Source organism: Sphingomonas sp. Y38-1Y, from assembly GCF_032391395.1.
Classification (GTDB): Bacteria; Pseudomonadota; Alphaproteobacteria; order Sphingomonadales; family Sphingomonadaceae; genus Sphingomonas.
Genome location: NZ_CP135916.1, coordinates 2,036,575 through 2,058,018 on the forward strand (window position 1 = coordinate 2,036,575; position 21,444 = coordinate 2,058,018).

The window sequence follows — 21,444 nt, forward strand, 5'->3', positions numbered from 1 at the left end:
CCGGTTTACTGTTCGGGCAGGAAATCCGGCACCGACAGATACCGCTCGCCGGTGTCGTAGTTGAAGCCGAGCACGCGGCTGCCCGCGGGCAGTTCGGGCAGCTTCTTGGCGATCGCCGCCAGCGTCGCGCCGGACGAGATGCCGACGAGCATGCCCTCTTCACTTGCCGAGCGGCGAGCCATGTCCTTGGCGGCGTCGGCGGACACCTGGATCACGCCGTCGATCGCCTGGGTGTGGAGGTTGGCGGGGACGAAGCCCGCGCCGATGCCCTGGATCGGGTGCGGGCCGGGCTGGCCGCCCGAGATCACCGGCGAGAGCTCGGGCTCGACCGCATAGACCTTGAGGTCGGGCCAGGCCTTCTTCAATTCCTCGGCAACGCCGGTGATGTGGCCGCCGGTGCCGACGCCGGTGATGATCGCGTCGAGCGGCTCTTCACGGAAGTCGTTCAGGATCTCCTGCGCGGTCGTACGGACATGGACGTCGACATTGGCCGGGTTCTCGAACTGCTGCGGCATCCACGCGCCCGGCGTCGCCTCGACGATCTCGAGCGCGCGTTCGATCGCGCCCTTCATGCCCTTTTCGCGGGGCGTGAGATCGAAGGTCGCACCGTAAGCGAGCATCAGGCGGCGGCGCTCGATCGACATACTTTCCGGCATGACGAGGACGAGCTTGTAGCCCTTGACCGCCGCGACCATCGCCAGACCGACGCCGGTGTTGCCGCTGGTCGGCTCGACGATCGTGCCGCCGGGCTGGAGCTTGCCGTCGCGCTCGGCCGCCTCGATCATCGCCAGCGCGATGCGGTCCTTGATCGAGCCGCCGGGGTTCGACCGCTCAGACTTGATCCACACCTCGGCCGTGCCGAACAGCCGCTGGACGCGGACATGGGGGGTGTTGCCGATGGTGGCCAGGATCGTCTCTGCCTTCATGCCATCTTCTCCTCGAGCGGGGGGTATTCGAGTGTCTTGGGGGGATCAAAGCTTCGCGCGGCGCGAAGTTCAGGAAAGAGCTTGTCCCAGAACATCGTGACGAGGATCGCGAGCGCGCCGCCGCCCGCGACGGCCAGCACCGGACCCATCGCCGCGGCCAGGAAGCCGGAACGTGCCTCGCCCAATTCGTTCGAGCCCGAGACGAACAGGGTGGAGACCGCGCCAACGCGGCCGCGCATTTCGTCGGGGGTATAGAGCTGGATCAGCGACTGACGGACATAGACCGAAACCATGTCGGTCGCGCCGACCACGACCAACGCCACGAGCGACAATGCGACCGCAGGCGCGAAGTCGCTGCCGACAGCTGAGGGTCCGAGGATCGGCACAAGCACCGGCGCGGCCAGCCCGAACACGACGGTGGCGGCACCGAAGCCGATCACCGCGGCCAGCATCTTGCCCCCGACATTGGTCTTGAGCGGGCGCCACGCAAACCACGCACCAACCGCAACCGCACCGACCGCCGGCGCAGCGCGCAGATGACCCAGCCCCTCGGCACCCACCATCAGGATGTCTCGCGCATAGATGGGCAGCATCGCGGTCGCGCCGCCGAGCAGCACTGCGAACAGGTCGAGGCTGATCGCGCCGAGGACGAGCCGGTTGCGACGGACGTAATGAAGCCCGTCTACCATCTGCGCCCAGGGATTGCTGGCGCCGGTGATCTTCGCACGCGGGATCGGCCGGATGAAGAGGAGGCAGACGAAGGCGAGGCCGAACAGGCCGGCGGAGGCGGCATAGGCGCCCCAGCTTGCCCAGGCATAGAGATAGCCGCCCATCGCCGGGCCGACGATCGACCCCGACTGCCATGCGAGTGACGAGAGCGCGATCGCGGTCGGCAGCGAAGCGGCGGGGACGAGATTGGGGGCGAGCGCCTGAAGCGCCGGGCTGGCGAAGGCTCGCGCGACGCCGAGCAGCGCGGCGACCGCGAACAGCGCGGGCAGGGTGATCGCGTTGGTATAGGTCAGCCAGGCGAGGATCGCGGCGCACCCCGCCTCGAGCCCCACCGACGCGCGCGCGATCCAGCGGCGGTCGAGCCGGTCGGCGGTCCAGCCGGTGACGAGGCTGAGCAGCAGCAGCGGCACGAATTGCGCGACTCCGATCAGCCCGAGCTGGAACGCGGCGGCCTGGATGCCCATCGTCTCTCGCGCGATGTCATAGACCTGCCAGCCGATGACGATCACCATCGCCATCTGTCCCAGCGTCGAGGCGAGACGCGCGACCCAGAAGGCGCGGAAGCTGGAGATGGCGAACGGATGGGGTGCGGACATGCGGCGTCAGTTGGAACCTAAAGCCCGAGTCTGCAACCGGGGATTGGCTTTCGCGCGCGCGACCTGCGCTATCGCCCGCCCATCTCAAGGAGGCGGCGAGGGGCGGCGAGTTCCCAGCTGATCGCGATCCGGTCGCCGACGCGCTCCCAATCGGTGTCCGGCGCGCCGACGCGCATCGCCACCCAGCCGGAGGGTCCGAGATAGGCCGGGCGATAGTAGAAGTCGGGATCGCGCTCGATCAGCATCGCCTGTTCGTCGGTGCCGGTGGTGCGGACCATCACCGACGTTTCGCCGTCGCCATGATGATCGTGCCAGAAATAGGCGAAGAACTTGCCCTTCTCGACATGGAAGCCGGGCGAGCCGTGGCTGAGCTTCTCGACCGCGGCGGGAAGGGCGAGCGCGATCTCGCGGACGCGGGCGAGGGTGGCGTCGCGATCGGGGCTGAGGCGGGTCATTCGGGGAGGGTAAATAGGAGCGGCGTGATCGGGCAAGATCCAGTGCTTTGCGACGTGTTGGCTGTACCCCCCCAAACCGTTCGTCCTGAGCTTGTCGAAGGACGTGCCGCAAACAGCGCGGCCTCCCACGTGCTTCGACAGGCTCAGCACAAACGGGATTTGTGGTATCGGACTAAATCCCATTCGTCCCGAGCTTGTCGAACGGCTGCTCTTCCGCTCACCCGCGTGGGTAAGGCGACAGGTCCGGACCCTCGGGCGGTGACGCGAACAGTTTGGACGCGCCCTTCTGCAATGCCGGCTTGCTTGCGACCCACAGCGCCTTGTGGAGGAGGGCGATGCCGGTGTCGCTCTTGGGATGCATCAGCCGCGGTGCGAACTTGGGGACGCCCTGCCCCGCCTTGACCATCGGGCGCATCGCTTCCTCATAGGCCGCGAACGCCGCTGCGGGGTCGGCATGCCGGATCAACTCGCTGGCGAGGACATAGCCACCGGTGACCGCCAGCGTCGCGCCGACGCCGCCGAGCGGGGTGACGCACCACGCGGCATCGCCGGTCAGGACGACGCGTCCGCTGGACCAGCGCGGCATCCGCACCTGACGCAGTGCATCGAAATAGAAGTCGTCCGTGTCCGCCATCGCCGCCAGGATCCGCGGCGTCTCCCATCCGGCATCCTCGAAGCGGTCGCGCAGCCATGCCTTTTGCCGTTCGACCGGCCAGTCCTGTTCGCCTTGCGCCTCGCCGTGGATCGACAGCATCGCGCGGGTGGTGCCGTGGCGATCGGGGCGGAGCGAGACGCTGCGCTTGCCCGGCGCATTGTACCAGCGCCACATGCGGTCATCGTCGGGCGCGCGCGGGATGGTGAAATAGGCGATCGTCAGGTCCATCCAGCGCGGATCGTTCTCGCCCGGAAAGACGAGCTCGCGCGTCGAGGAGCCGACGCCCTCGGCAACGATGATGGCGTCGTAGCGCGCCTGTTCGCCGCTCTCGAACGTGACCTCGCCATCTTCGATCGCCTTGACGCTGTCGCCGAAGCGATAGGTCGCGTGATCCTTGGCCTGATCGTAGAGCAGACGGGCTAGATCGCCGCGCAAAATCTCCATTTCCGCAGTGGGACCGTCGGTGCCGATCTCTTCGGTGACGAACGACGCCTCGGGCTCGCCTGATTCGTCGATGAAGGCCGTGCCCTCCTCGCCGGTTCCGGCATCGAGCGCCGCCTGTTCGAGGCCCATGCGCCGCATCACCTCACGCCCGGTGCCGCGAATGTCGACATTCTGGCCGCCGTCGCGGAATGCCGGCGCACGCTCGACGACCGTGACGTCGAAGCCGTGGCGGCCGAGCCACCAGGCGGCGGTATTGCCGGCGATACTGGCACCGGTGATGAGAATGTTGCGGTCGGTCATGCAGGCAGAAACATCAGTCATGATGTTTCGTTCCGACACCCTCCAGATTCTCGATGAGGCGCCAGAGCAGGCCGACCAGAAGCTCGCGTTCACGCGCGTCGAAACCCGCAAGGCCGGCGGCGTTGGCGTCGAGCAAAGCGTGGCCGCCAATCTCCGCCATCTTCGCCCCTTCGGGTGTAAGCGCCACGAGCGCCGCGCGGCGATCGCCGGGCTGGGGCGTGCGCTCGATCAGCCCCATGCGTTCGAGCTTGTCCAGCAGCGCGACCATCGCCGGCTGGCGTACGGCGGAGGCGACGACCATGTCGCGCTGGCGCATCGGCCCCTGCCACGACAGCAGCATCAGCGGGCCGATCAGTGCGAGCGACAGGCCATGCGGGCGAAGTGCCGCGTCGACCGCGCGGTTGAAGACGCGCGCGGCATGGTTGGCGAGATAGCCGGGCGCCTGCGCCGCCGCGGGATGCAGCAGCGGCGCCTCGTCGCTCACCGCGACAGAAACCGATCGAGCGCCGCGGGATAGAGCGCATGCTCGGCGTCGAGCACCCGCGCGGCGAGCGTGTCGGGCGTGTCGCCGGGCAGGATGTCGACCTGTGCCTGGCCGATCACCGGGCCGCCGTCGAGTTCCTCGGTCACCAGATGCACCGATGCGCCGGCAACGCTGTCGCCCGCGGCGATCGCCCGTGCGTGCGTGTCGAGGCCCTTGTACTTGGGCAGCAGCGAGGGATGGATGTTGAGGATGCGCCCGCGCCAGCGCTCGACGAAAGCGGGCGAGAGCAGGCGCATATAGCCGGCGAGCGCGATCACCTCGACCCGCATGCCGCGCAGGGCACGCTCGATCTCGGCCTCGTAATCGGCTTTGGGCCGGCCCTTGGGCGAGGTCGCATAGGTGACGATGCCCTCACCCTCCGCCCAAGCCAAGCCGGGGGCTTCGGGCTTGTCGCTGGCGACGATGACCACGTCGTAGCGCGCATCGGGCAGGCGGCTGGCGGCGACGAGCGCCTGCATGTTCGACCCGCGTCCCGACAGGAGGATTCCGACGCGGCGCCGTTCAGCCATGGTTGTGCGTCGCTTCCCATGCGCCACGCGCCGACCAGGTCTCGTCGCCGCCGACGACGGTGCAGCCGCGCGGTCCCGCCTCGATCGTGCCGATGCGGTGGACGGTCTCGCCGGCGGCGGTCAGGTCGGCGGCAACGGCGTCGGCGTCGTCGACCGCGACGATCGCGACCATGCCGATGCCGCAGTTGAAGGTGCGCGCCATCTCGCCGGGCTCGATCGCGCCCTGTGCCTGGAGGAACGCCATCAGCCGCGGCTGCTCCCAGGCATCCGCGTCGATGCGGGCGTGCGCGCCGTCGGGCAGGACGCGCGGAATGTTCTCAAGGAGGCCGCCGCCGGTGATGTGCGCCAGTCCCTTGATGCGCCGTGCGCGGACCAGCGGCAGCAGGTTGGCGACATAGATGCGCGTCGGGGCCATCAAGGCCTCGATCAGGATCACGTCCTGGTCGAACAGCGCGGGGCGATCGAGCTTCCACCCGCGATCGGCGGCGAGGCGGCGGACGAGCGAATAGCCGTTGGAATGAACGCCCGTGGAGGCCAGCCCAATCACGACGTCGCCGGGTGCGATGTCGCGGCCGGTCAGCAGCGCATCGCGCTCGACCGCGCCGACGCAGAAGCCCGCCAGGTCGTAATCGCCATCGGCATACATGCCCGGCATCTCGGCAGTCTCGCCGCCGATCAGTGCGCAGCCCGCCTGGCGGCACCCCTCCGCAATGCCGGCGATGACCCGCTCTGCAACGGCGTTGTCGAGTTTGCCGCTGGCATAATAGTCGAGGAAGAACAGCGGCTCGGCGCCCTGAACGATCAGGTCGTTGGCGCACATCGCGACCAGGTCGATGCCGACGCCGTCATGCGCGTCATGCTCGATCGCGAGCTTGAGCTTGGTACCGACGCCGTCGTTCGCCGCGACGAGCAGCGGGTCGGTGAAGCCCGCGGCCTTGAGGTCGAACAGGCCACCGAACCCGCCAAGATCGGCATCGGCGCCGGGCCGCCGCGTCGCGCGGGCGAGCGGTCCGATCGCGCGGACGAGCGCGTTGCCGGCATCGATCGAGACGCCCGCCTGGGCATAGGTATAGGGCTTGGGGTCGGTCATGCCCGTGCCGATACGGCGGGGGCGGGGGCGAGGCAATGGGCTGGGTGCGGCCCAGTGCATACTGCCCTCCGGCCGTCACCCCGGGCTTGACCCGGGGTCCCGCTGCCTTTCGCCGCCAGAAGAAGAAAGAAGCGGGATCCCAGATCAAGTCCGGGATGACGAACGAGACGGAGGATGACGAAAGCTCAACAGGACTCTTGGTTTTCGCCACCGGCTTCGCCAAAAGAGCCGCGATGCGGGGTCAGCTTGCCAGGATCGCGACGCTTGCCGCCGGTGCCGCGATGGTGCTGGCGGTTACGTCGTCGCGTGCGCAGGACGGCTCCGGTAGCTTCGAGGTTTCGGGCGTCACCGTCGACGTGACCGCCAAGGATGCCGATGCCGCGCGCAACGGCGGCTGGCGGCTGGCGCAGCGCAAGGGCTGGTCGATGCTGTCGCAGCGGTTGACGGGCAAGGCGGGCGGGCTGCCCGACGGCACGCTCGACAGCCTCGTCACCGGCATCGTCGTCGAGAACGAGCAGATCGGCCCCAATCGCTACATCGCGCGGCTGGGCGTGCTGTTCAATCGCGCGCGGGCGGCGGAGATCCTGGGCGTCAGCGGGTTCATGACGCGCTCCCCGCCGCTGCTGCTGGTGCCGATGATCCGATCGGGCGGAGCCGAGACGGTGTTCGAGCGCGAGACGCCCTGGCATGCCGCCTGGAGCCGCTTTCGCACTGGTAACACCTCGATCGACTATATCCGGCCCGCCGGCAACGGCACCGATGCGCTCCTGATGAACGCCGGGCTGACCGGGCGACCGGGGCGCGGCTGGTGGCGGAGCGTGCTCGACCAATATGGCGCTAACGACGTGCTGATCCCGCAGGTGACGCTCTATCGGCAATGGCCGGGCGGACCGGTGATCGGCGTGTTCCGCGCCGGGTACGGCCCCGACAATCGCGATGCCGGCAGCTTCAGCCTGCGCGTTGCGAACAGCGACGGCCTGAACGCGCTGCTCGACACCGGCGTCCGGCGGATGGACGAGGCGTATCAGGCGGCGCTGCGCGGCGGGATGCTGCGCCCCGATCCGCTGCTCGACTTTACCCCGCCGAGCGATCAGCCGGTGGTCGACGACACGCCGCTGCTGCCCGGCGACATTCCGATCATCGACGAGGGCCCCACGCTGCCCGCCGAGGGGCCGGTCGCCGTCGTCACGCTTCAGTTCGACACGCCGGGCGTCGGCGCGGTCAGCTCGGCCGAAGCGTCAGTCCGCGGCATCCCGGGCGTGCGCAGCGCCGCGACCAGCAGCCTGGCGCTGGGCGGCGTGTCGGTGATGCGCGTCGAGTTCGCGGGCGATCCCGCGGTGCTTGCCGTCGCGCTTAGCCAGCGCGGCTGGACGGTGGAGGGGAGCGGCAGCACGCTTCGTATCCGCCGCGGCGGCAATGCCGCGCCGGCCGAGGCGCCGCCGCCCGGATGACCCAGCTTCGCCTGCCGCTCCAACGCCCGGAGGGAGCGCGCAAGGACGAGTTCATCGTCGGCGACGCGAACCAGGCGGCCGTCCATCATCTCGAACATTGGGGCACCTGGCCGGTGATGGCGGCGCTCCTGACCGGGCCGCGCAAGTCGGGGCGCAGCCTGCTCGCCCGGCTGTTCACACGCCGCGCCGGCGGGCGGATGATCGACGAGGCCGAGCGCGTGAGCGAGACCGAGATCTTCCACGCCTGGAACACCGCTCAGGCCGAGCGCAAGCCGCTGCTGATCGTCACCGATCATGCGCCGCCGGACTGGAGCGTGCGGCTGCCCGACCTGCGCTCACGCCTCGCCGCGACGCCGGTGCTTCGGATCGACGAGCCCGACGACGCGCTGTTCACCGCGCTGCTCCAGGATCAGCTCGAGCGGCGCGAGCTCTATGCCGGCGAAGAGGCGGTCGCGTGGATGCTCCGCCGGGTCGAGCGGAGCTATCTGTCGCTGGTCCGCATCGTTGATGCGCTGGACGATGCGGCGCACGAGGCCGGAAAACGGCGGATTTCGATCCCGCTCGCCCGCCCGGCCTTGTCAGCAAGGGGCCTGCTGGTCCAAGGGGGCGGCGAATTTCGGCACGAGGAACCATGACCCGTCCCGTTCGCCCCAATTTCGAGGAGGCCGCCCCGGACGAGCCGTTCGCGGAGGCACAGACCGGCCGTTACTTCAATCGAGAGCTGTCGTGGCTGGCGTTCAATCGCCGGGTGATGGAGGAGGCGTGCAACACCGCGCACCCCCTGCTCGAACGATTGCGCTTCCTGTCGATCTCGGGCTCCAATTTCGACGAGTTCTTCATGGTCCGCGTCGCGGGCCTTAAGGGGCAACAGGTCCAGGGCGTCGATCCGCGCTCGCTTGACGGCCTAACGCCCAGCCAGCAGCTCGCCGCGATCGTCGAGGAGGCCGGGCGGCTCGCCGATTCCCAGCAGGCGATCTGGCGTGATCTGCGCGCACAGCTGGCCGCCACCGGCATCCTCGTTCTTGACGAGAACGGGATCGATGGGGAGCCAGCCGAATGGCTCGACCGACATTTTCGCGAGCAGATCTTCCCGATCCTGACACCGCAGGCGCTCGATCCGGCGCACCCGTTCCCGTTCATCCCCAACAAGGGATCGAGCGTGATCTTCGACCTCGTCCGCAAGGCCGATGGACAGGCGATCCGCGAGCTGGTGTTGCTCCCACCCACGCTGCCGCGCTTCGTGCGGTTGCCGGGTGATCGCGCCTGCTACGTCCCGATCGAGGCGATGCTCAAGCGGTTCGCGCCGCAACTGTTCCCGGGATACGAGATCAAGGGTGCGGCGGCGTTCCGCGTCCTGCGCGACAGCGATATCGAGCTGGAGGAAGAGGCCGAGGACCTGGTCCTCTACTTCCGCACCGCCATCAAGCGGCGCCGCCGCGGCCGGGTCATCCGGCTTGAGATGGAATCGGCGATCACGTCCGAGCTGGAAGCGGTGCTCAAGGAGGAGTTGGGCGGCAGCGAGGCGATCCTGACCGAGGAGGGCAGCTTCCTGGGCGTCGGCGACCTGTCGGCCTTGGTCGACGAGGATCGGCCGGACCTCAAATTCCCGCCTTTCAGCCCGCGTTTCCCGGAGCGCATCCGCGAATATGGCGGCGACTGTTTCGCGGCGATCCGCGCCAAGGACATCGTCGTCCATCACCCGTACGAGACGTTCGACGTCGTCCTCGCCTTCCTGAAGCAGGCAGCGGCGGATCCCGACGTCGTCGCGATCAAGCAGACGCTGTATCGCGCGGGCAAGCAGTCGGCGGTCATCAGTGCGCTGATCGCCGCGGCGGAGGCGGGCAAGTCGGTGACCGCGGTCGTCGAGTTGAAGGCGCGTTTCGACGAGGAGCAGAATCTCCTCTGGGCCGATGCGCTGGAGCGCGCGGGCGTCCAGGTCGTCTATGGCTTCATCGATTGGAAGACGCACGCCAAGATCTCGATGGTCGTCCGGCGCGAGAATGGCGAGTTCCGCAGCTACGTCCATTTCGGCACGGGCAACTACCACCCGATCACCGCGCGCATCTATACCGACCTCAGCTACTTCACTGCCGATCCGGCGCTGGGGCGCGATGCGGCGCAGCTGTTCAACTACATCACCGGCTATGTCGAGCCGCAGGGGCTCGAACAGCTGCGGATGAGCCCGCGCGACCTGCGCGCCAGTCTGATCGCGCTGATCGATCGCGAGATCGGCTTTGCGCGCGCGGGCAAGCCGGCGGGGCTGTGGGCAAAGATGAACTCGCTGGTCGACCCCGCGATTATCGAGAAGCTTTATGAGGCTAGCGGCGCGGGGGTCGAGATCGACCTGATCGTTCGCGGCATCTGCTGCCTGCGCCCCGGCGTGCCGGGCCTGTCCGACCATATCCGGGTCAAGTCGATCGTCGGCCGCTTCCTGGAGCACAGCCGCATCTGGGCGTTCGGCAATGGCAAGGAGCTGCCCAACGACGATGCCCGGCTCTACATCTCGTCGGCCGACTGGATGCCGCGCAATTTCGATCGGCGCGTCGAATTCATGCTGCCGATCAACAACCCGACGGTGCACGACCAGATCTTGGATCAGGTGATGGTCGCCAACCTCCTCGATACCGAGCAGAGCTGGGAATTGCAGCCCGACGGCACCTATGAGCGCGAGGAGCCTGGCAGTAAGCCGTTCAACCTGCACCGCTATTTCATGACCAACCCTTCACTGTCGGGGCGCGGTGCGGCGCTGGCCAGCCGCGGGGCGGTGCCCAAGCTCAAGCTGCGCCGGCCACAGGCGGCGCTGCCGCCTCCGCCGCCGACGCAGGACCTCGATCCGGCGTGAGTTTGTTCTTCCGCAAGGGCGCGGACGACGCGCGCGCGCGTACCGCGATCATCGACATCGGTTCGAACTCGATCCGGCTGGTCGTCTATGAAGGGCCGGCGCGGCTGCCCGCCACCTTGTTCAACGAAAAGGTGCTGGCGGGGCTCGGTCGCGGGCTGGCCGAGACCGGCGCGATCAGTGACGAGGGCATGGCCGCGGCGCGCAAGGCGCTGGCGCGCTTCGCGATGCTGGCACGGGCGATGGAGGTGAGCGAGCTTCGCACCGTCGCCACCGCCGCGGTGCGCGAGGCATCGAACGGCCCCGAACTGCTCGCCATGGCCGCCGAGCTGGGCCTGGAGGTCGAGCTTCTGTCCGGCGAGGCGGAAGCGATGGCGTCGGGGCTGGGCGTGCTGTCGGCGTTTCCCGACGCGGACGGCATCGTCGGCGATCTGGGCGGCGGCAGCCTGGAACTCGTTCGCGTGCGCGGCGGCGAGCTTGGCGAGCGCGTGTCGTTTCCGCTCGGCGTGCTGCGCATCGCCGCGATCCGCGCGGGCGGCAAGGGGACGCTCGACCGACACGTCGCGCGGGTGCTGGCCGACGCGGGCTGGACCGGGCGTGGCCGCGGACTGCCGCTGTTCCTGGTGGGCGGATCGTGGCGCGCGCTGGCGCGGCTCGACATGCACCAGACCGCCTATCCGCTGCCCGTCATCCACGGATATCGCCTGTCGAGTGACACGATCCAGCGGCTGATCCGGACAATCGGCGCGCTGCCCAAGGGCAAGCTGCGCACCATCCCCAATCTGTCGGGCGGGCGCATCGGCACGATGGACGATGCCGCCCGGCTGCTCACCGTGCTGCTGAAGCATCTGGGCTGCGAGGCGACGATCACTTCCTCGTTCGGGCTGCGCGAGGGGTTGCTGTACGAGCGGCTCGACGCGCCGACGCGCGGCCTGGACCCGCTGATCGTCGCGGCACGCGAGGAAGGGCGGCGGCTGGGCCGCTTCCCCGAGCATGGCGATCTCCTCAACGACTGGATCGCGCCGCTGTTCGGGCAGGAGGCACCCGCGCTGGAGCGGCTGCGCCATGCCGCGTGCCTGCTCGCCGACGTCGCCTGGCTTGCCAATCCGGAGTTCCGCGCCGAACGGGGGCTTGAGGTCGCGCTGCACGGCAACTGGGTCGCGATCGCTACGGCGGAGCGGGCGATGCTCGCGCAGGCGCTGTTCACCTGCTTCGGCGGCGGCAGCGAGTCGCCCGATCCGCTCGCGCGGCTGGCCGATCCCGAAGCGCTGGAGACCGCGATGCGGTGGGGCTTGGCGATGCGGCTGGGGCAGCGCCTGTCGGGCGGGGTCGCCGCGCCGCTCAAGCGGAGTGCGGTCGCCAAGGCGGGTGAGGCGCTCGAACTGCGCACCGATCCCGGCCAGACCGCGCTTTACGGCGAGGCGGTCGAGCGGCGGCACAAGGCGCTCGCCGCCGCGCTGGGGCTCGCCCACGCCCATGTACCCGATCTCGTGAGGACCTGATGACGCTTCCACCCCGCCGGATCGGCCCGTTCACCGTTTCGGCGATTGGCCTGGGCTGTATGAACCTCAGCCACGCCTATGGCACCAAGCCCGAGCCGGCGGACGCGGAGGCGCTGCTCAATCGCGCGCTCGATCTGGGGGTGACCCTGCTCGATACCGCCGCGCTTTATGGCTTTGGCGAGAACGAGCGGCTGGTCGGCCGTGCGGTCGGGCATCGCCGGTCGGAATACACGCTGGCGAGCAAGTGCGTTCTCGACGTCATCGACGGCAAGCGCGGGCTCGACGGATCGCCCGCGGCGATTGCGCGCACGCTGGATGCCGCGCTGGAGCGGCTCGGCACCGACCATATCGACCTCTACTATCTTCACCGGCTCGATGCGCGAGTGCCGATCGAGGACTCGGTCGGCGCGCTCGTCCGCGCGCGTGAGGCGGGCAAGATCGGCGCGATCGGCCTGTCGGAAATGGGCGCCGAGACGATCCGGCGCGCGCAGGCCGTGCACCCGATCGCGGCGGTGCAAACCGAATATTCGCCGATCGTCCGCAATCCCGAGATCGCGGTGCTCGACACGTGCCGGGAACTCGGCATCGGCTTCGTCGCCTTTTCGCCGGTCGCGCGCGGATTGCTGGCGGGGGCGATCGCGAGCGACGACTATGTCGAGGGCGACATCCGCCGCGCGATGCCGCGCTTCGCCGGTGAGGCGCTGCGCCACAATCTGAAGGCGGTGGCGGCGTTCGACGCGCTTGCCGCCGAGATCGGCTGCTCGTCCGCGCAGCTCTCGCTCGCGTGGGTGCTGTCGCGGGGCGAGCATGTCGTGCCGATCCCAGGAACGCGGTCGGGCACGCACCTGGAGGAGAATCTCGGCGCAATCGACGTCGCGATCACTGAAGAGGTGGCGGCTCGCATTAAGGCGATCTTCGGTCCCGGCGCGATCCGCGGCGCGCGCTATGCCGCGCCGATGCAGGCACAGGTCGATACCGAAAAATTCGCCGACGAAGAGCTTGCCTGACGCGCCGCGATTTGGACGCAAAGCCCGGCTATCGCCCCGCCGCCGGTTGAAGGTTCTCGTGCGTGTCCCTGTCGCTTAGTCCCGTCCTCCACCGGTTGCCCGAGCGCTTTCGTGGCGAGACGGCGCGGCGTGTCGTCGGCGTGGTGCTGGCGCTCCTGCTCGAGTTGTTGCTCGTCCTGATCCTGCTGACGCTGAAGCCCGACCTGATCGGGCGGCCGGTGAGCAACTCGACGCCGGTGTTCACGCTCGATGCCGAAGCCGATGCGGAGTCCAAGCCAGCCGCCGAGACGCCGCCCACCCCCGAGCGCGCCGATACGCCGCCGGCGGAACCCCGGCCCGAGACGCCGACCGAGCCGCGCCCGGTGCCGCCGAGCCCGTCAGCGCCGCCCGCTCCGTCGATCGTGCCACCGCTCAACCTGCCGTACATTCCGATGGATCGCCAGGCGATGGCATCCGCCGACATCCGCCGCGATCCGGCACCGTCGACGCCCGCCGAGCCGGCGGCGCCCGCGCGGCGGCCGACCTATGGTCCCGTCGACAAGGGGCGGCCCGGCCCGCCGGACAGCGAAGTGGTCGGGCGCGCACCCAATGGTCAGCCGCTCTACGCCGCCGCCTGGTACCGCGAACCCTATCCCGAGGAACTGCGCGGCTACCTGTCGACCGCGAGCGGGCCGGGCTGGGGGCTGATCGCCTGTCGCACGGTGCGAGACTTCCGGGTCGAGGATTGCGTGGCGCTGGACGAATCGCCGGAGGGTTCGAACATCAACCGCTCCGTCCTGGCCGCCGCCTGGCAGTTCCGCGTTCGGCCGCCGCGGGTCGGCGGCGAGTACCGCGTCGGCGAATGGGTCCGCATTCGCATCGACTACGGAATCGAGCGCCGCAGCCGTTGAGCCGGGATCAAGCCGCGGCCGGTGCGGCGACGCGGCCGGTCCGCTCCAGCTTGCCCCAGCCGACGACCCATCCACCGATTGCCGAGGCGATGGCGCGCAGCACCACCCAATACATGATCTGACGATAGATCAGCCGCTGCGCGATCAGCAGGAGCGCGGGATACCGCACCCGGTGTCCGTCGCGGCGATAGGCGACCCACCCGCACGCGACGTCGATCGCGGTGAACGCGGTCCAGTAGAGCGCCATCGTCCCGAGATCGCCCGACGTCTGCGCCCAGCCATGCGCGGCGACCCGTAGCGCGGTCCCGACGATCGAGGCGACCAGCGCCAGGTCGATCAGCGGGGAGATCGCCGCGAACAGGATCTGGAACAGCCAGGCCTGGGGCAGGCCGACCAGCGCCAGGCCAGAGGGCCGGCGCGTGCGAAGGATCGCGCGGTGTTTCCACAGGCATTGGAGCGTGCCGAACGCCCAGCGATATCGCTGCTTGGCGAGTGCGGCGAAGCTCTCCGGCGCCTCGGTCCAGGCGGTCGCGCGCGGGTCATAGGTGACGCGCCAGCCCGCGCGCTGGATCGCGATGGTGAGGTCCTGATCCTCGGCGAGGGTATCCTCCGGATAGCCGCCGACGCTGTCGAGGGCGGCGCGCCGCCATGCGCCGACCGCACCCGGCACGACGGTCATCGCCTCGAACCCGGCGAGCGCGCGGCGTTCCAGGTTCTGCGCGGTGATATACTCGACCGCCTGCCAGCGGGTGACGAGGTTGACGCGATTGCCGACCCGCGCGTCGCCCGCCACCGCGCCGATCGCCGGATCGACGAACCAACGGGCGAGCCGGCGGATCGTCGTCGGCTCGAACTGCGTATCGGCGTCGAGCGCGATCACGACCTCTCCGTCGGAGTGCGTCAGCGCCCGGTTGAGCGCCGCTGCCTTGCCGCCATTGGTCAGGCGCAGCAGCCTGACGCGATCGTCCCCGGCGAAGCGCTGCTCGACGATGTCGGCGGTGCCGTCCTTCGATCCGTCGTCGGCGACGATGACCCGCAGCGCCGGATAGTCGCTGGCGAGTACACGGGCCACCGATGCCGCGATCACCCGCGCCTCGTTATAGGCGGGGATCAGGACGGTGACGCTGGGCTCATGCGTGGGCGGCGCCGGACGCGGGCGGCGGCTCTGCCACCAGGCGAGCGTCGCCATCATCACCGCGCGCGCGATGCCGAGTGCGATCGCCGCGTAGAAGAGCCAAGCGAGCAGGAACGATCCCGCGGCCAACGCCAGGAAGATTGCGACGTCGGTCCGCACCGCCCAGAGGTCATCTGCCGGGACGCGAGGCATCGCGCGTGCGGCCGGGATACCGGCGAGCTGCGAGGCGGTGACGAAGTGATAGCCCTCGTTTCGGAGCGCGGCGATGATGCGGGGGAGCGCCGCCAGCGTCTGGGACCGGTCGCCGCCCCCGTCGTGGAGCAGGACGACGTTGGACGAGCTTTCCGGGGTGGCGCCGTGGATCTGGTCGATCACTTGCCGCACGATCGCGTCCGTGCCCGGCCGCTGCCAGTCGTTCGGATCGACGTGGAGGCCCACGACGGTATAGCCGGCGCGCTGCGCCTCCAGCGCCGGGCCGAGTTCGTCGGCGGTGGTCGGCTCCGCATCGCCGAAATAGGGCGCCCGGAACAGCGTCATGCTGCACCCGGTATACGCCTCGACAAGGCGCTGGACCGCATTGAGCTCCAGCCTGGTCTGCCGCTCGCTTGCGAGCGCGAGATTGGGGTGGGTGTAGCTGTGGTTGCCGATCTCGTCCCCGTTGGCGATCATGCGGTTGAGAAGCGAGGGATTGCCGAGTGCATTCTCGCCGATGACGAAGAAGGTGGCCGGCACCTTCTCGCGCTCGAGCACGTCCAGGATCCGCGGGGTCCAACCGCTGTCCGGCCCATCGTCGAACGTCAGCGCGATCGCGCGCGGATCGGCCGCACCCGTGCGGCGGACGACATAGGGGGTGGGAAGCGCGTCGTATCGCTCGTCGCGGATCATGCCGTTAGTATCACGGTCGACCCACCGGCGCCCGGCCGCCGGCGTGGCGGCGATGCGGAGGATTTCGCCCGTCCCCTCGACATCGGTGCCCAGCAGCGCGGTCGGCCGCGACAGGTCGGGTACGCCGCCGCGGCGGAATGCGGTGAAATCGGCCCAGACGCCGGGATCCTCGCTCCCCAACCGCCACAGGGCGACGTCGTCCAAGCCCATCCGACGAAGCGCGGCCAGCTCGTTCCAGCTTGTGGCGGCATCCATCATCCAGATCTCGTGATGCGCGCCGCCCTCGTCATAGGCGAAGCCGGCATTCGCGCTCGCCTTGTCGAATCCGGGGTGCGTGTCGCTGTCGCGCGCGGCAAGCCAGGCATCCTCGATCGACAGCGCGTCGGTGTCGTCGCCGTGCCAGTCATAGGCATAGCTGCCGATCGCGACGACGAGCTTGTCTGCGGGTACGGCGCGGCGTGCGCCCTCGACCTCTCGCACGAACCAGTCCTGCGCGGCGATCGGGCCGGGCGTGCCGCCCTCCCAATGCTGGTCATAGGCCATGAAGATCAGGCGGTCGGATGCCGCCGCCAACGCGGCCAACGGCCAGTTCTCGTCCTCGGCCGGGGCGGTGACGGCGAGCTGGCTGCCAGCGGGGAGCGCGCGGCGGAGCTGACGCAGGAAGGCGAGATAGTCGGGCATCGCGCCCGAGGGCAGCGCCTCGAAATCCATCACCAATCCGGCATCCCGCCGCCGCGCGACGAACGCGCCGAGGCGCGCGGCAAACGCGGCGCGGCGGGCCGGATCGCGCAGCAGCGCCGCGGCGCCGGCCCCGTCCCACTCGGCATCGCCGAAATTCTGGACCATCGGCAGGACACGGGGCGCGTGGGGCATCGCTGCGAGCAGGCGATCGAGCCGTGCATCATTCTCGACGCTGATCCGATGATCGCTGCCGGAGACGCTCACCAGCGCGGGGACGAGCCAGTCGAGCGCGGCGGCATGCTGGCGGAGCGAGGCATAGCCGGCATCGTCGCCGGGCACGTAGAAGCCGATCGACAGCGGGCTGTGCGGATCGGCCCCGGCGTGCCGCGGCAGCCAGGCGGCGAGGCCCGACTGGTGCGTCCTGCCGAGCTTCAGTGGCACCGCGTGGAGCCGCGGCCAGGGGAAGGGCAGCGCGCGCTGGCTGGGGACCGCGACCAGCGTGGTCGCGAACGCCGCCGCCGCCGCCAGAACGATCGCCATGGCGATCGCCACCAGCCGCTTCGACCAGCGGCCACGGCGCCCCGAGGGATCGTAGAAGACGGGCATCGACATTCATTCAGTCCTTTGATGCCAGCAGCGCAGGGTCGGCGGCGCGCAATTCGCGAACGAGGGTGGTGACGAGCAGCCGGCTGTCGTTGCGAAGGAAATGGCCGCCCGGCAGGGCGATCGTCCGGGCGGCGCTGCCCGCCAGCTCCGGGCAGAGGCTGTCGCGTTCGGCCACCCCCCACACGCAGATGACGGGCGCCCACCGGAGCGCGCGCATCCCCGCCGCCGGACGTGCGTCGGGCGTGCCGAGATAGGTGAGGTCGGTCGGGTCGGCGCGGAAGAAGGCGGTATTCCCCGGCACGACGAGCGCGATTGCCGCCACGCGCCGGCGAAGCTCGGCCGGCAGGTCCGGCGCGGCGACGGCGACCATGTCGGCGCCGAACGACTGACCCATCAGAACGACGCGGTCGGCGCCGGTTCGTGCCAGTGCCTGCCGAATGGCATCCGCGATCACGCCGTCGACTTCGGCGCGGGTGCGCCGCGTGCCGAACTGCACTGGCGAGCTGACGCCGAGAACGGGGATGCCGCGCGCCGCGAGCGCGGGGGCGACCTGCTTTCCGAGGCCGTAGCCCAGACCCATGTCGCCCGACACGAAGACCGCCGCCACCCGCGACCGCCCGTCCGCGTCGAACAGTCGCAGCGGCACCGAGTCGATCAGCTTCAGGCCCGGTGCGGCGAGCGCCAGCGCGACCAGGGCGCCGATGATGAGCGCCGACCAGCCGGCGATCCTGCGAAGCCGCTTCATGCCGCTTCCCTTTCGATGCGTGCTGCGCTTCGCGACGGAACCTGACCGGCGCCGCCGATCAGCCGCGACACATCGCGAAGTCCCTTGATGAGGCCCAGCCCGCCGGGGCCCGCGACATAGCGGGGCTCCCACACGGGGGCGAACTTCTCCTTGTAGCTTTGCAGCCCGCGGAAGCCGTAGAAGCGCTCGCCGTGGCGGAACAAGAGCGCCGCCGCGCGCGCCCAAACCGGCGCCAGCCGACCCCCCTCGATCCCGGCGAGCGGCGCCATGCCGAGCGAAAAGCGGCGATAGCCACGCGCCTTGGCCCAGAGCATCAGCCGCACAAACAGGAAGTCCATCGATCCGCGCGGCGCATCGCCGACATGGCGCATCAGGTCGACGGACGCCTCGTCTAGCCCGGCGGTCAGCCACAGATTGGCGAAGGCGACGATGCGACCCTCGACCTTCACCACGCCGACGTCGAAGTTGAGCAGATAGTTGCGGTCGAATCGGCCCAGGCTGAAGTTCTTTTCCTTGTGCCCCTTGGCCAGCACCCAATCGTCGGAAACGGCCTGAAGCTCGTCGAGGATGACGGGCACCGCGGCGGCGGGAACGATCCGGAACTCTGCGCCGGCCTTCGCCGCTGCCCTTTCGGCGCGGCGGACCGAGCGCATGCGCGGGAGGTCCATGTCGAAGTCGGCAAGCTCGACGATCGCCTCCTCGCCATATTTGACGATCTGGAGGCCGAGCCCGATCGCGACGTCGAGCATTGCCGGCGAGATTTCATAAAGGACCATGCGTCCCTGGGCGCGGTCCGCACGGTCGCGAAGCGTCCAGAGCAGTTCGCCCCAGCGCGCGGGATTGCCGACCGGATCGCCCATCACGATCCAGCTCGCCCCCTGCACCTGGTACATCAGGAACGCGTCACCATCGGTCGAGACCAGCAGGCGCTTGTCGCCGGCGAGCGCGAGCATGGCTTCGGTGCGGGTGGCGCGGGGCAGGATCGGGCGGATCGCGTCGACATCGGCGTCCGCGGCGACGGCGGGGGTGGCCGGTGCCGGTGCGAGCAGCCGCCACAGCGCCGCGCCGCCAAGCACCACCGCCACGCCGAGCATTGCCCGCAGGAACCGCGGCGCGTCGCCGTGCAGCGCGAACCGCCACCACAGGTCGTCCGCATAGGGGACATGGCGGTACGCGAAGAAACCCGCCCACACCGCCAACCCCAGCACCACCGCCACCGACGCCAGCCAGCCCGTCGACAGCGGTCGCTCGGTCATGGCGGTGCGGCGATAGAAGGCGCCGCGGGTCCATTGCAGCAGCCCCGCCAGTGTCAGGCACAGGACCGCTTCCTCATAGTCGATGCCCTTCGCCAGCGAGAAGAAGGCACCGGCCACCAGCAGCAGCCGCGTCGCATGGAACGCGCCGTCCAGGCGTCGATAGAGGCCGGGGGCCAGCAGCAGGAGGCCGGTGCCGACCAGGCTTGCGGCGACGTGGCTCGCCTCGATGAAGGGAAGCGGGAGGATGCGGGCGAGCACGCCCATCCGCGCATGCAGCGACGGCAGCGATCCCGACAGCAGCAGCATCGCCCCGCCCAGGAAGGTTGCGGTGCCGAGCAGCAGCGGCGAGGCGCCGTTGGCGATCGCCTGAACCCCCGACAGCCACCGGGCGAGCTTCCGCTCGCGCGCACCCTCGTGCCAGGCAAGCAGCGCGACACCGATCGCCAGCGGCAGCAGATAGTAGATCACGCGATAGGCGATCAGCGCCGCGAACAGCGCCGCCTTGTCGACGGGCACGATCGCGAGCAGCACCGCCTCGAACACGCCGATTCCGCCCGGGACATGCGTGACGAGCGCGGCGACGATCGCGAGGGCATAGGCGAGTACGAACGCCGGGAGGAGGGCGGGCGCCGCGCCGGGGACGAGTACGAACAACGCCGCCGCGGCACAGCCGATGTCGACCAGCGCGATCCCGATCTGCGCGGCGAACTGATCGGCACGGGGCAGGGGGAGCACGAAGCCGCCGAGCCGCATCGAACGGCCGTGGTGGCGAAGGACCAGGAACGCGCCTGCCATCGCCACCAGGATCGCCGCACCGATCGCCTGTGCGACGCCTGTCTCCAGCGTCACGGCGGCGAGCGGCACGGGGCCGCCATGCGACATCAGCGCCAATGCGGCCACCGCCGCGACGCCCGCCCAGAAGGTGCCGCTCGCCAACGCGATCACCCGCGCCACGTCCGGCGCGTCGAGGCCGGCAGCGGTGTAGATGCGGTAGCGTGCGGAGCCACCGGTCAGCAGCGCGAGGCCCAGATTGTGGCTGAGCGTATAGCTGGTGAACGAGGCGAGCGCCGCCCGCGCCCAAGGCAGCGGGCGGTCGATGATGCGCAGCGCCATCACGTCGTAGAAGCCGAGCGCGACATAGCTTGCCGCGGTGAGGACCAGCGCGAGCGCGACGCGGCCAGGCGTCAGAAGCGCGATCGCCTGGCGCACGTCGGCAATATGGATCTCCCGCGTCAGCGCCTCCAGCGCGGCGAAGCCCAGCGCGACCAGCGCCAGCACGACCGCGATGGTGACGATGCGGCGATAGGGCGCGAGCCGGGCGACGAGCGCGTTCATGCCGGCAGCTTCTCGATCCGCGTCCACATCTGCGACTTGCAGATCAGGCCGCCGAGAATGCAGCCCTTCACGCGAAGCTTGTCGGGCGCGACGGTGTCGATGCGGGACGAGAAGCGCCGGTTCATGTCGGGCACGAACACCGTGCCCGACCAGCTCCCGCCGCCGTTGGGGCGATAGTCCTGAAGAAGCTCGGTCCCGATCAGCGGCCCGCCGCCGCCCTCGCGCGCGTCGCTCTGCGCCTCGGCACTGGCCCAGGCGACCCAGCCGCAAAGCTTGTCGCCGCACGGTCCGGTCCGCACCGCGACGCTGCCGTGCGGGTTCATCCAGAGGCCGACGACCTGAGCCGATGCGGGCAGCGGCGCCGCAAGGGCGGCCATCGCCGCCAGAACCGATCCGATCCGCATTCAACCGTCCCTTTCCGTTATGGGCGGTCTAGGCGGATGGGAATGGCCGGGCGGTGGCCCCTGGATGAAGTTTTGGTCATGTCAGCGATTGAGCGCATAGGTGATGACGAAGCAGGCGACCGTCAGCAGCAGCATGGCAATGATGAACGCGCCGTCGGCGACCCGCTCCAGGCCGTGCAGGCGCTGGTTCGACTGGACGCGCAGCGCGAAATAGGACGTCAGCGTCGCCAGCAGGAACAGCACCGCGTCGATCGACAGAAGGTCGTCGGCGATCGTCCCGGTGCCATGCATCGCGAAGGCGACGCGAAGCAGCCCGATCCCGGTCAGGCAGACGCCCACCATCGCCGCCGCAATGGGACAGATCAGGCGACACACGCGCTCGTCGAGCACCGCGCGCCGCGCTTCCGGGGATCGCCGATCGACCATTTCGCCGCTGTAGCCGAGCGCATCTCGCATCAAG

General features: G+C 69.6%; 18 protein-coding genes. 6 read left to right on the forward strand and 12 right to left on the reverse strand.

Translation table 11 applies throughout. From position 1 onward, the window contains the following. Window positions 1–5 precede the first annotated feature (5 nt). The 7 genes from cysK to purM all read right to left on the reverse strand — a co-directional run bounded on the left by cysK (window position 6) and on the right by purM (window position 6,248). Complete coding sequence (gene cysK / locus RS883_RS09765; protein ID WP_315760015.1) at window positions 6–926, reverse strand: cysteine synthase A; 921 nt, start codon at window positions 924–926, stop codon at window positions 6–8. Next, window positions 923–2,251: an MFS transporter gene (locus RS883_RS09770; RefSeq protein WP_315760016.1), complete on the reverse strand. Its 1,329-nt coding sequence runs from the start codon at window positions 2,249–2,251 to the stop codon at window positions 923–925. Before RS883_RS09770 ends, cysK begins: the two co-directional genes overlap by 4 nt. Window positions 2,252–2,319: 68 nt before the next feature. Continuing rightward, a complete protein-coding gene (locus RS883_RS09775) occupies window positions 2,320–2,706 on the reverse strand; it encodes an MmcQ/YjbR family DNA-binding protein (protein ID WP_315760017.1) in 387 nt (128 codons plus the stop codon). A gap of 217 nt (window positions 2,707–2,923) precedes the next feature. Then, window positions 2,924–4,126, reverse strand: coding sequence for an FAD-dependent monooxygenase (locus RS883_RS09780; RefSeq protein WP_315760018.1), 1,203 nt, complete (start codon window positions 4,124–4,126; stop codon window positions 2,924–2,926). Continuing rightward, the gene (locus tag RS883_RS09785; RefSeq protein WP_315760019.1) at window positions 4,119–4,589 is read right to left on the reverse strand and encodes a MarR family winged helix-turn-helix transcriptional regulator; all 471 of its coding nucleotides are present in this window, start codon (window positions 4,587–4,589) and stop codon (window positions 4,119–4,121) included. Before RS883_RS09785 ends, RS883_RS09780 begins: the two co-directional genes overlap by 8 nt. Next, entirely contained in the window at window positions 4,586–5,158 is a 573-nt protein-coding gene (gene purN, locus RS883_RS09790; protein WP_315760020.1) for a phosphoribosylglycinamide formyltransferase, read from the reverse strand. Before purN ends, RS883_RS09785 begins: the two co-directional genes overlap by 4 nt. Continuing rightward, the gene (gene purM / locus RS883_RS09795) at window positions 5,151–6,248 is read right to left on the reverse strand and encodes a phosphoribosylformylglycinamidine cyclo-ligase (protein ID WP_315760021.1); all 1,098 of its coding nucleotides are present in this window, start codon (window positions 6,246–6,248) and stop codon (window positions 5,151–5,153) included. Before purM ends, purN begins: the two co-directional genes overlap by 8 nt. Window positions 6,249–6,481: 233 nt before the next feature. Here purM and RS883_RS09800 point away from each other — a divergent pair, with 233 nt between their 5' ends. The 6 genes from RS883_RS09800 (at window position 6,482) to RS883_RS09825 (ending at window position 13,937) form a co-directional block, all read left to right on the forward strand. Then, window positions 6,482–7,699, forward strand: a complete 1,218-nt coding sequence (locus tag RS883_RS09800; RefSeq protein ID WP_315760022.1) for a heavy-metal-associated domain-containing protein — start codon at window positions 6,482–6,484, stop codon at window positions 7,697–7,699. Beyond that, window positions 7,696–8,334 (forward strand): HdaA/DnaA family protein, encoded by a 639-nt coding sequence (locus tag RS883_RS09805; protein ID WP_315760023.1) that lies wholly within the window; start codon window positions 7,696–7,698, stop codon window positions 8,332–8,334. The genes RS883_RS09800 and RS883_RS09805 overlap by 4 nt, the downstream gene beginning before the upstream one ends. Beyond that, window positions 8,331–10,541: an RNA degradosome polyphosphate kinase gene (locus tag RS883_RS09810; protein WP_315760024.1), complete on the forward strand. Its 2,211-nt coding sequence runs from the start codon at window positions 8,331–8,333 to the stop codon at window positions 10,539–10,541. Before RS883_RS09805 ends, RS883_RS09810 begins: the two co-directional genes overlap by 4 nt. Beyond that, window positions 10,538–12,040 (forward strand): Ppx/GppA family phosphatase, encoded by a 1,503-nt coding sequence (locus RS883_RS09815; protein WP_315760025.1) that lies wholly within the window; start codon window positions 10,538–10,540, stop codon window positions 12,038–12,040. Before RS883_RS09810 ends, RS883_RS09815 begins: the two co-directional genes overlap by 4 nt. Further along, window positions 12,040–13,047 (forward strand): aldo/keto reductase, encoded by a 1,008-nt coding sequence (locus tag RS883_RS09820; protein WP_315760026.1) that lies wholly within the window; start codon window positions 12,040–12,042, stop codon window positions 13,045–13,047. The genes RS883_RS09815 and RS883_RS09820 overlap by 1 nt, the downstream gene beginning before the upstream one ends. Window positions 13,048–13,109: 62 nt before the next feature. Next, entirely contained in the window at window positions 13,110–13,937 is an 828-nt protein-coding gene (locus RS883_RS09825) for a hypothetical protein (RefSeq protein ID WP_315760027.1), read from the forward strand. Window positions 13,938–13,944: 7 nt separating this feature from the next. Here the strand turns inward: RS883_RS09825 and RS883_RS09830 are convergent, their stop codons facing one another. From RS883_RS09830 to RS883_RS09850, 5 genes are all read right to left on the reverse strand, one after another. Then, window positions 13,945–17,250 carry a glycosyltransferase gene (locus tag RS883_RS09830; protein WP_315760028.1) on the reverse strand — a complete coding sequence of 1,102 codons (3,306 nt, stop codon included), beginning with the start codon at window positions 17,248–17,250 and terminating at the stop codon, window positions 13,945–13,947. A gap of 4 nt (window positions 17,251–17,254) precedes the next feature. After that, the gene (locus RS883_RS09835; RefSeq protein WP_315760029.1) at window positions 17,255–17,989 is read right to left on the reverse strand and encodes an AcvB/VirJ family lysyl-phosphatidylglycerol hydrolase; all 735 of its coding nucleotides are present in this window, start codon (window positions 17,987–17,989) and stop codon (window positions 17,255–17,257) included. Then, window positions 17,986–20,580 (reverse strand): bifunctional lysylphosphatidylglycerol flippase/synthetase MprF, encoded by a 2,595-nt coding sequence (gene mprF / locus RS883_RS09840; RefSeq protein ID WP_315760030.1) that lies wholly within the window; start codon window positions 20,578–20,580, stop codon window positions 17,986–17,988. The genes RS883_RS09835 and mprF overlap by 4 nt, the downstream gene beginning before the upstream one ends. After that, on the reverse strand, window positions 20,577–20,984 hold the full coding sequence (locus RS883_RS09845) for a DUF2147 domain-containing protein (RefSeq protein ID WP_315760031.1): 408 nt from the start codon (window positions 20,982–20,984) through the stop codon (window positions 20,577–20,579). Before RS883_RS09845 ends, mprF begins: the two co-directional genes overlap by 4 nt. A gap of 81 nt (window positions 20,985–21,065) precedes the next feature. After that, window positions 21,066–21,440: a hypothetical protein gene (locus RS883_RS09850; protein ID WP_315760032.1), complete on the reverse strand. Its 375-nt coding sequence runs from the start codon at window positions 21,438–21,440 to the stop codon at window positions 21,066–21,068. Window positions 21,441–21,444 lie beyond the last annotated feature (4 nt).

Excerpts from the sequence above, each read along its gene's own strand:
- RS883_RS09845 (WP_315760031.1), bottom strand. The coding sequence starts at position 20,984 with ATGCGGATCGGATCGGTTCTGGCGGCGATGGCCGCCCTTGCGGCGCCG.
- RS883_RS09850 (WP_315760032.1), bottom strand. The coding sequence starts at position 21,440 with ATGCGAGATGCGCTCGGCTACAGCGGCGAAATGGTCGATCGGCGATCC.
- RS883_RS09800 (WP_315760022.1), top strand. The coding sequence starts at position 6,482 with ATGCGGGGTCAGCTTGCCAGGATCGCGACGCTTGCCGCCGGTGCCGCG.
- cysK (WP_315760015.1), bottom strand. The coding sequence starts at position 926 with ATGAAGGCAGAGACGATCCTGGCCACCATCGGCAACACCCCCCATGTC.
- purN (WP_315760020.1), bottom strand. The coding sequence starts at position 5,158 with ATGGCTGAACGGCGCCGCGTCGGAATCCTCCTGTCGGGACGCGGGTCG.
- RS883_RS09770 (WP_315760016.1), bottom strand. The coding sequence starts at position 2,251 with ATGTCCGCACCCCATCCGTTCGCCATCTCCAGCTTCCGCGCCTTCTGG.
- RS883_RS09820 (WP_315760026.1), top strand. The coding sequence starts at position 12,040 with ATGACGCTTCCACCCCGCCGGATCGGCCCGTTCACCGTTTCGGCGATT.
- RS883_RS09810 (WP_315760024.1), top strand. The coding sequence starts at position 8,331 with ATGACCCGTCCCGTTCGCCCCAATTTCGAGGAGGCCGCCCCGGACGAG.
- RS883_RS09780 (WP_315760018.1), bottom strand. The coding sequence starts at position 4,126 with ATGACTGATGTTTCTGCCTGCATGACCGACCGCAACATTCTCATCACC.
- RS883_RS09775 (WP_315760017.1), bottom strand. The coding sequence starts at position 2,706 with ATGACCCGCCTCAGCCCCGATCGCGACGCCACCCTCGCCCGCGTCCGC.
- RS883_RS09835 (WP_315760029.1), bottom strand. The coding sequence starts at position 17,989 with ATGAAGCGGCTTCGCAGGATCGCCGGCTGGTCGGCGCTCATCATCGGC.
- RS883_RS09830 (WP_315760028.1), bottom strand. The coding sequence starts at position 17,250 with ATGTCGATGCCCGTCTTCTACGATCCCTCGGGGCGCCGTGGCCGCTGG.
- RS883_RS09805 (WP_315760023.1), top strand. The coding sequence starts at position 7,696 with ATGACCCAGCTTCGCCTGCCGCTCCAACGCCCGGAGGGAGCGCGCAAG.
- purM (WP_315760021.1), bottom strand. The coding sequence starts at position 6,248 with ATGACCGACCCCAAGCCCTATACCTATGCCCAGGCGGGCGTCTCGATC.
- mprF (WP_315760030.1), bottom strand. The coding sequence starts at position 20,580 with ATGAACGCGCTCGTCGCCCGGCTCGCGCCCTATCGCCGCATCGTCACC.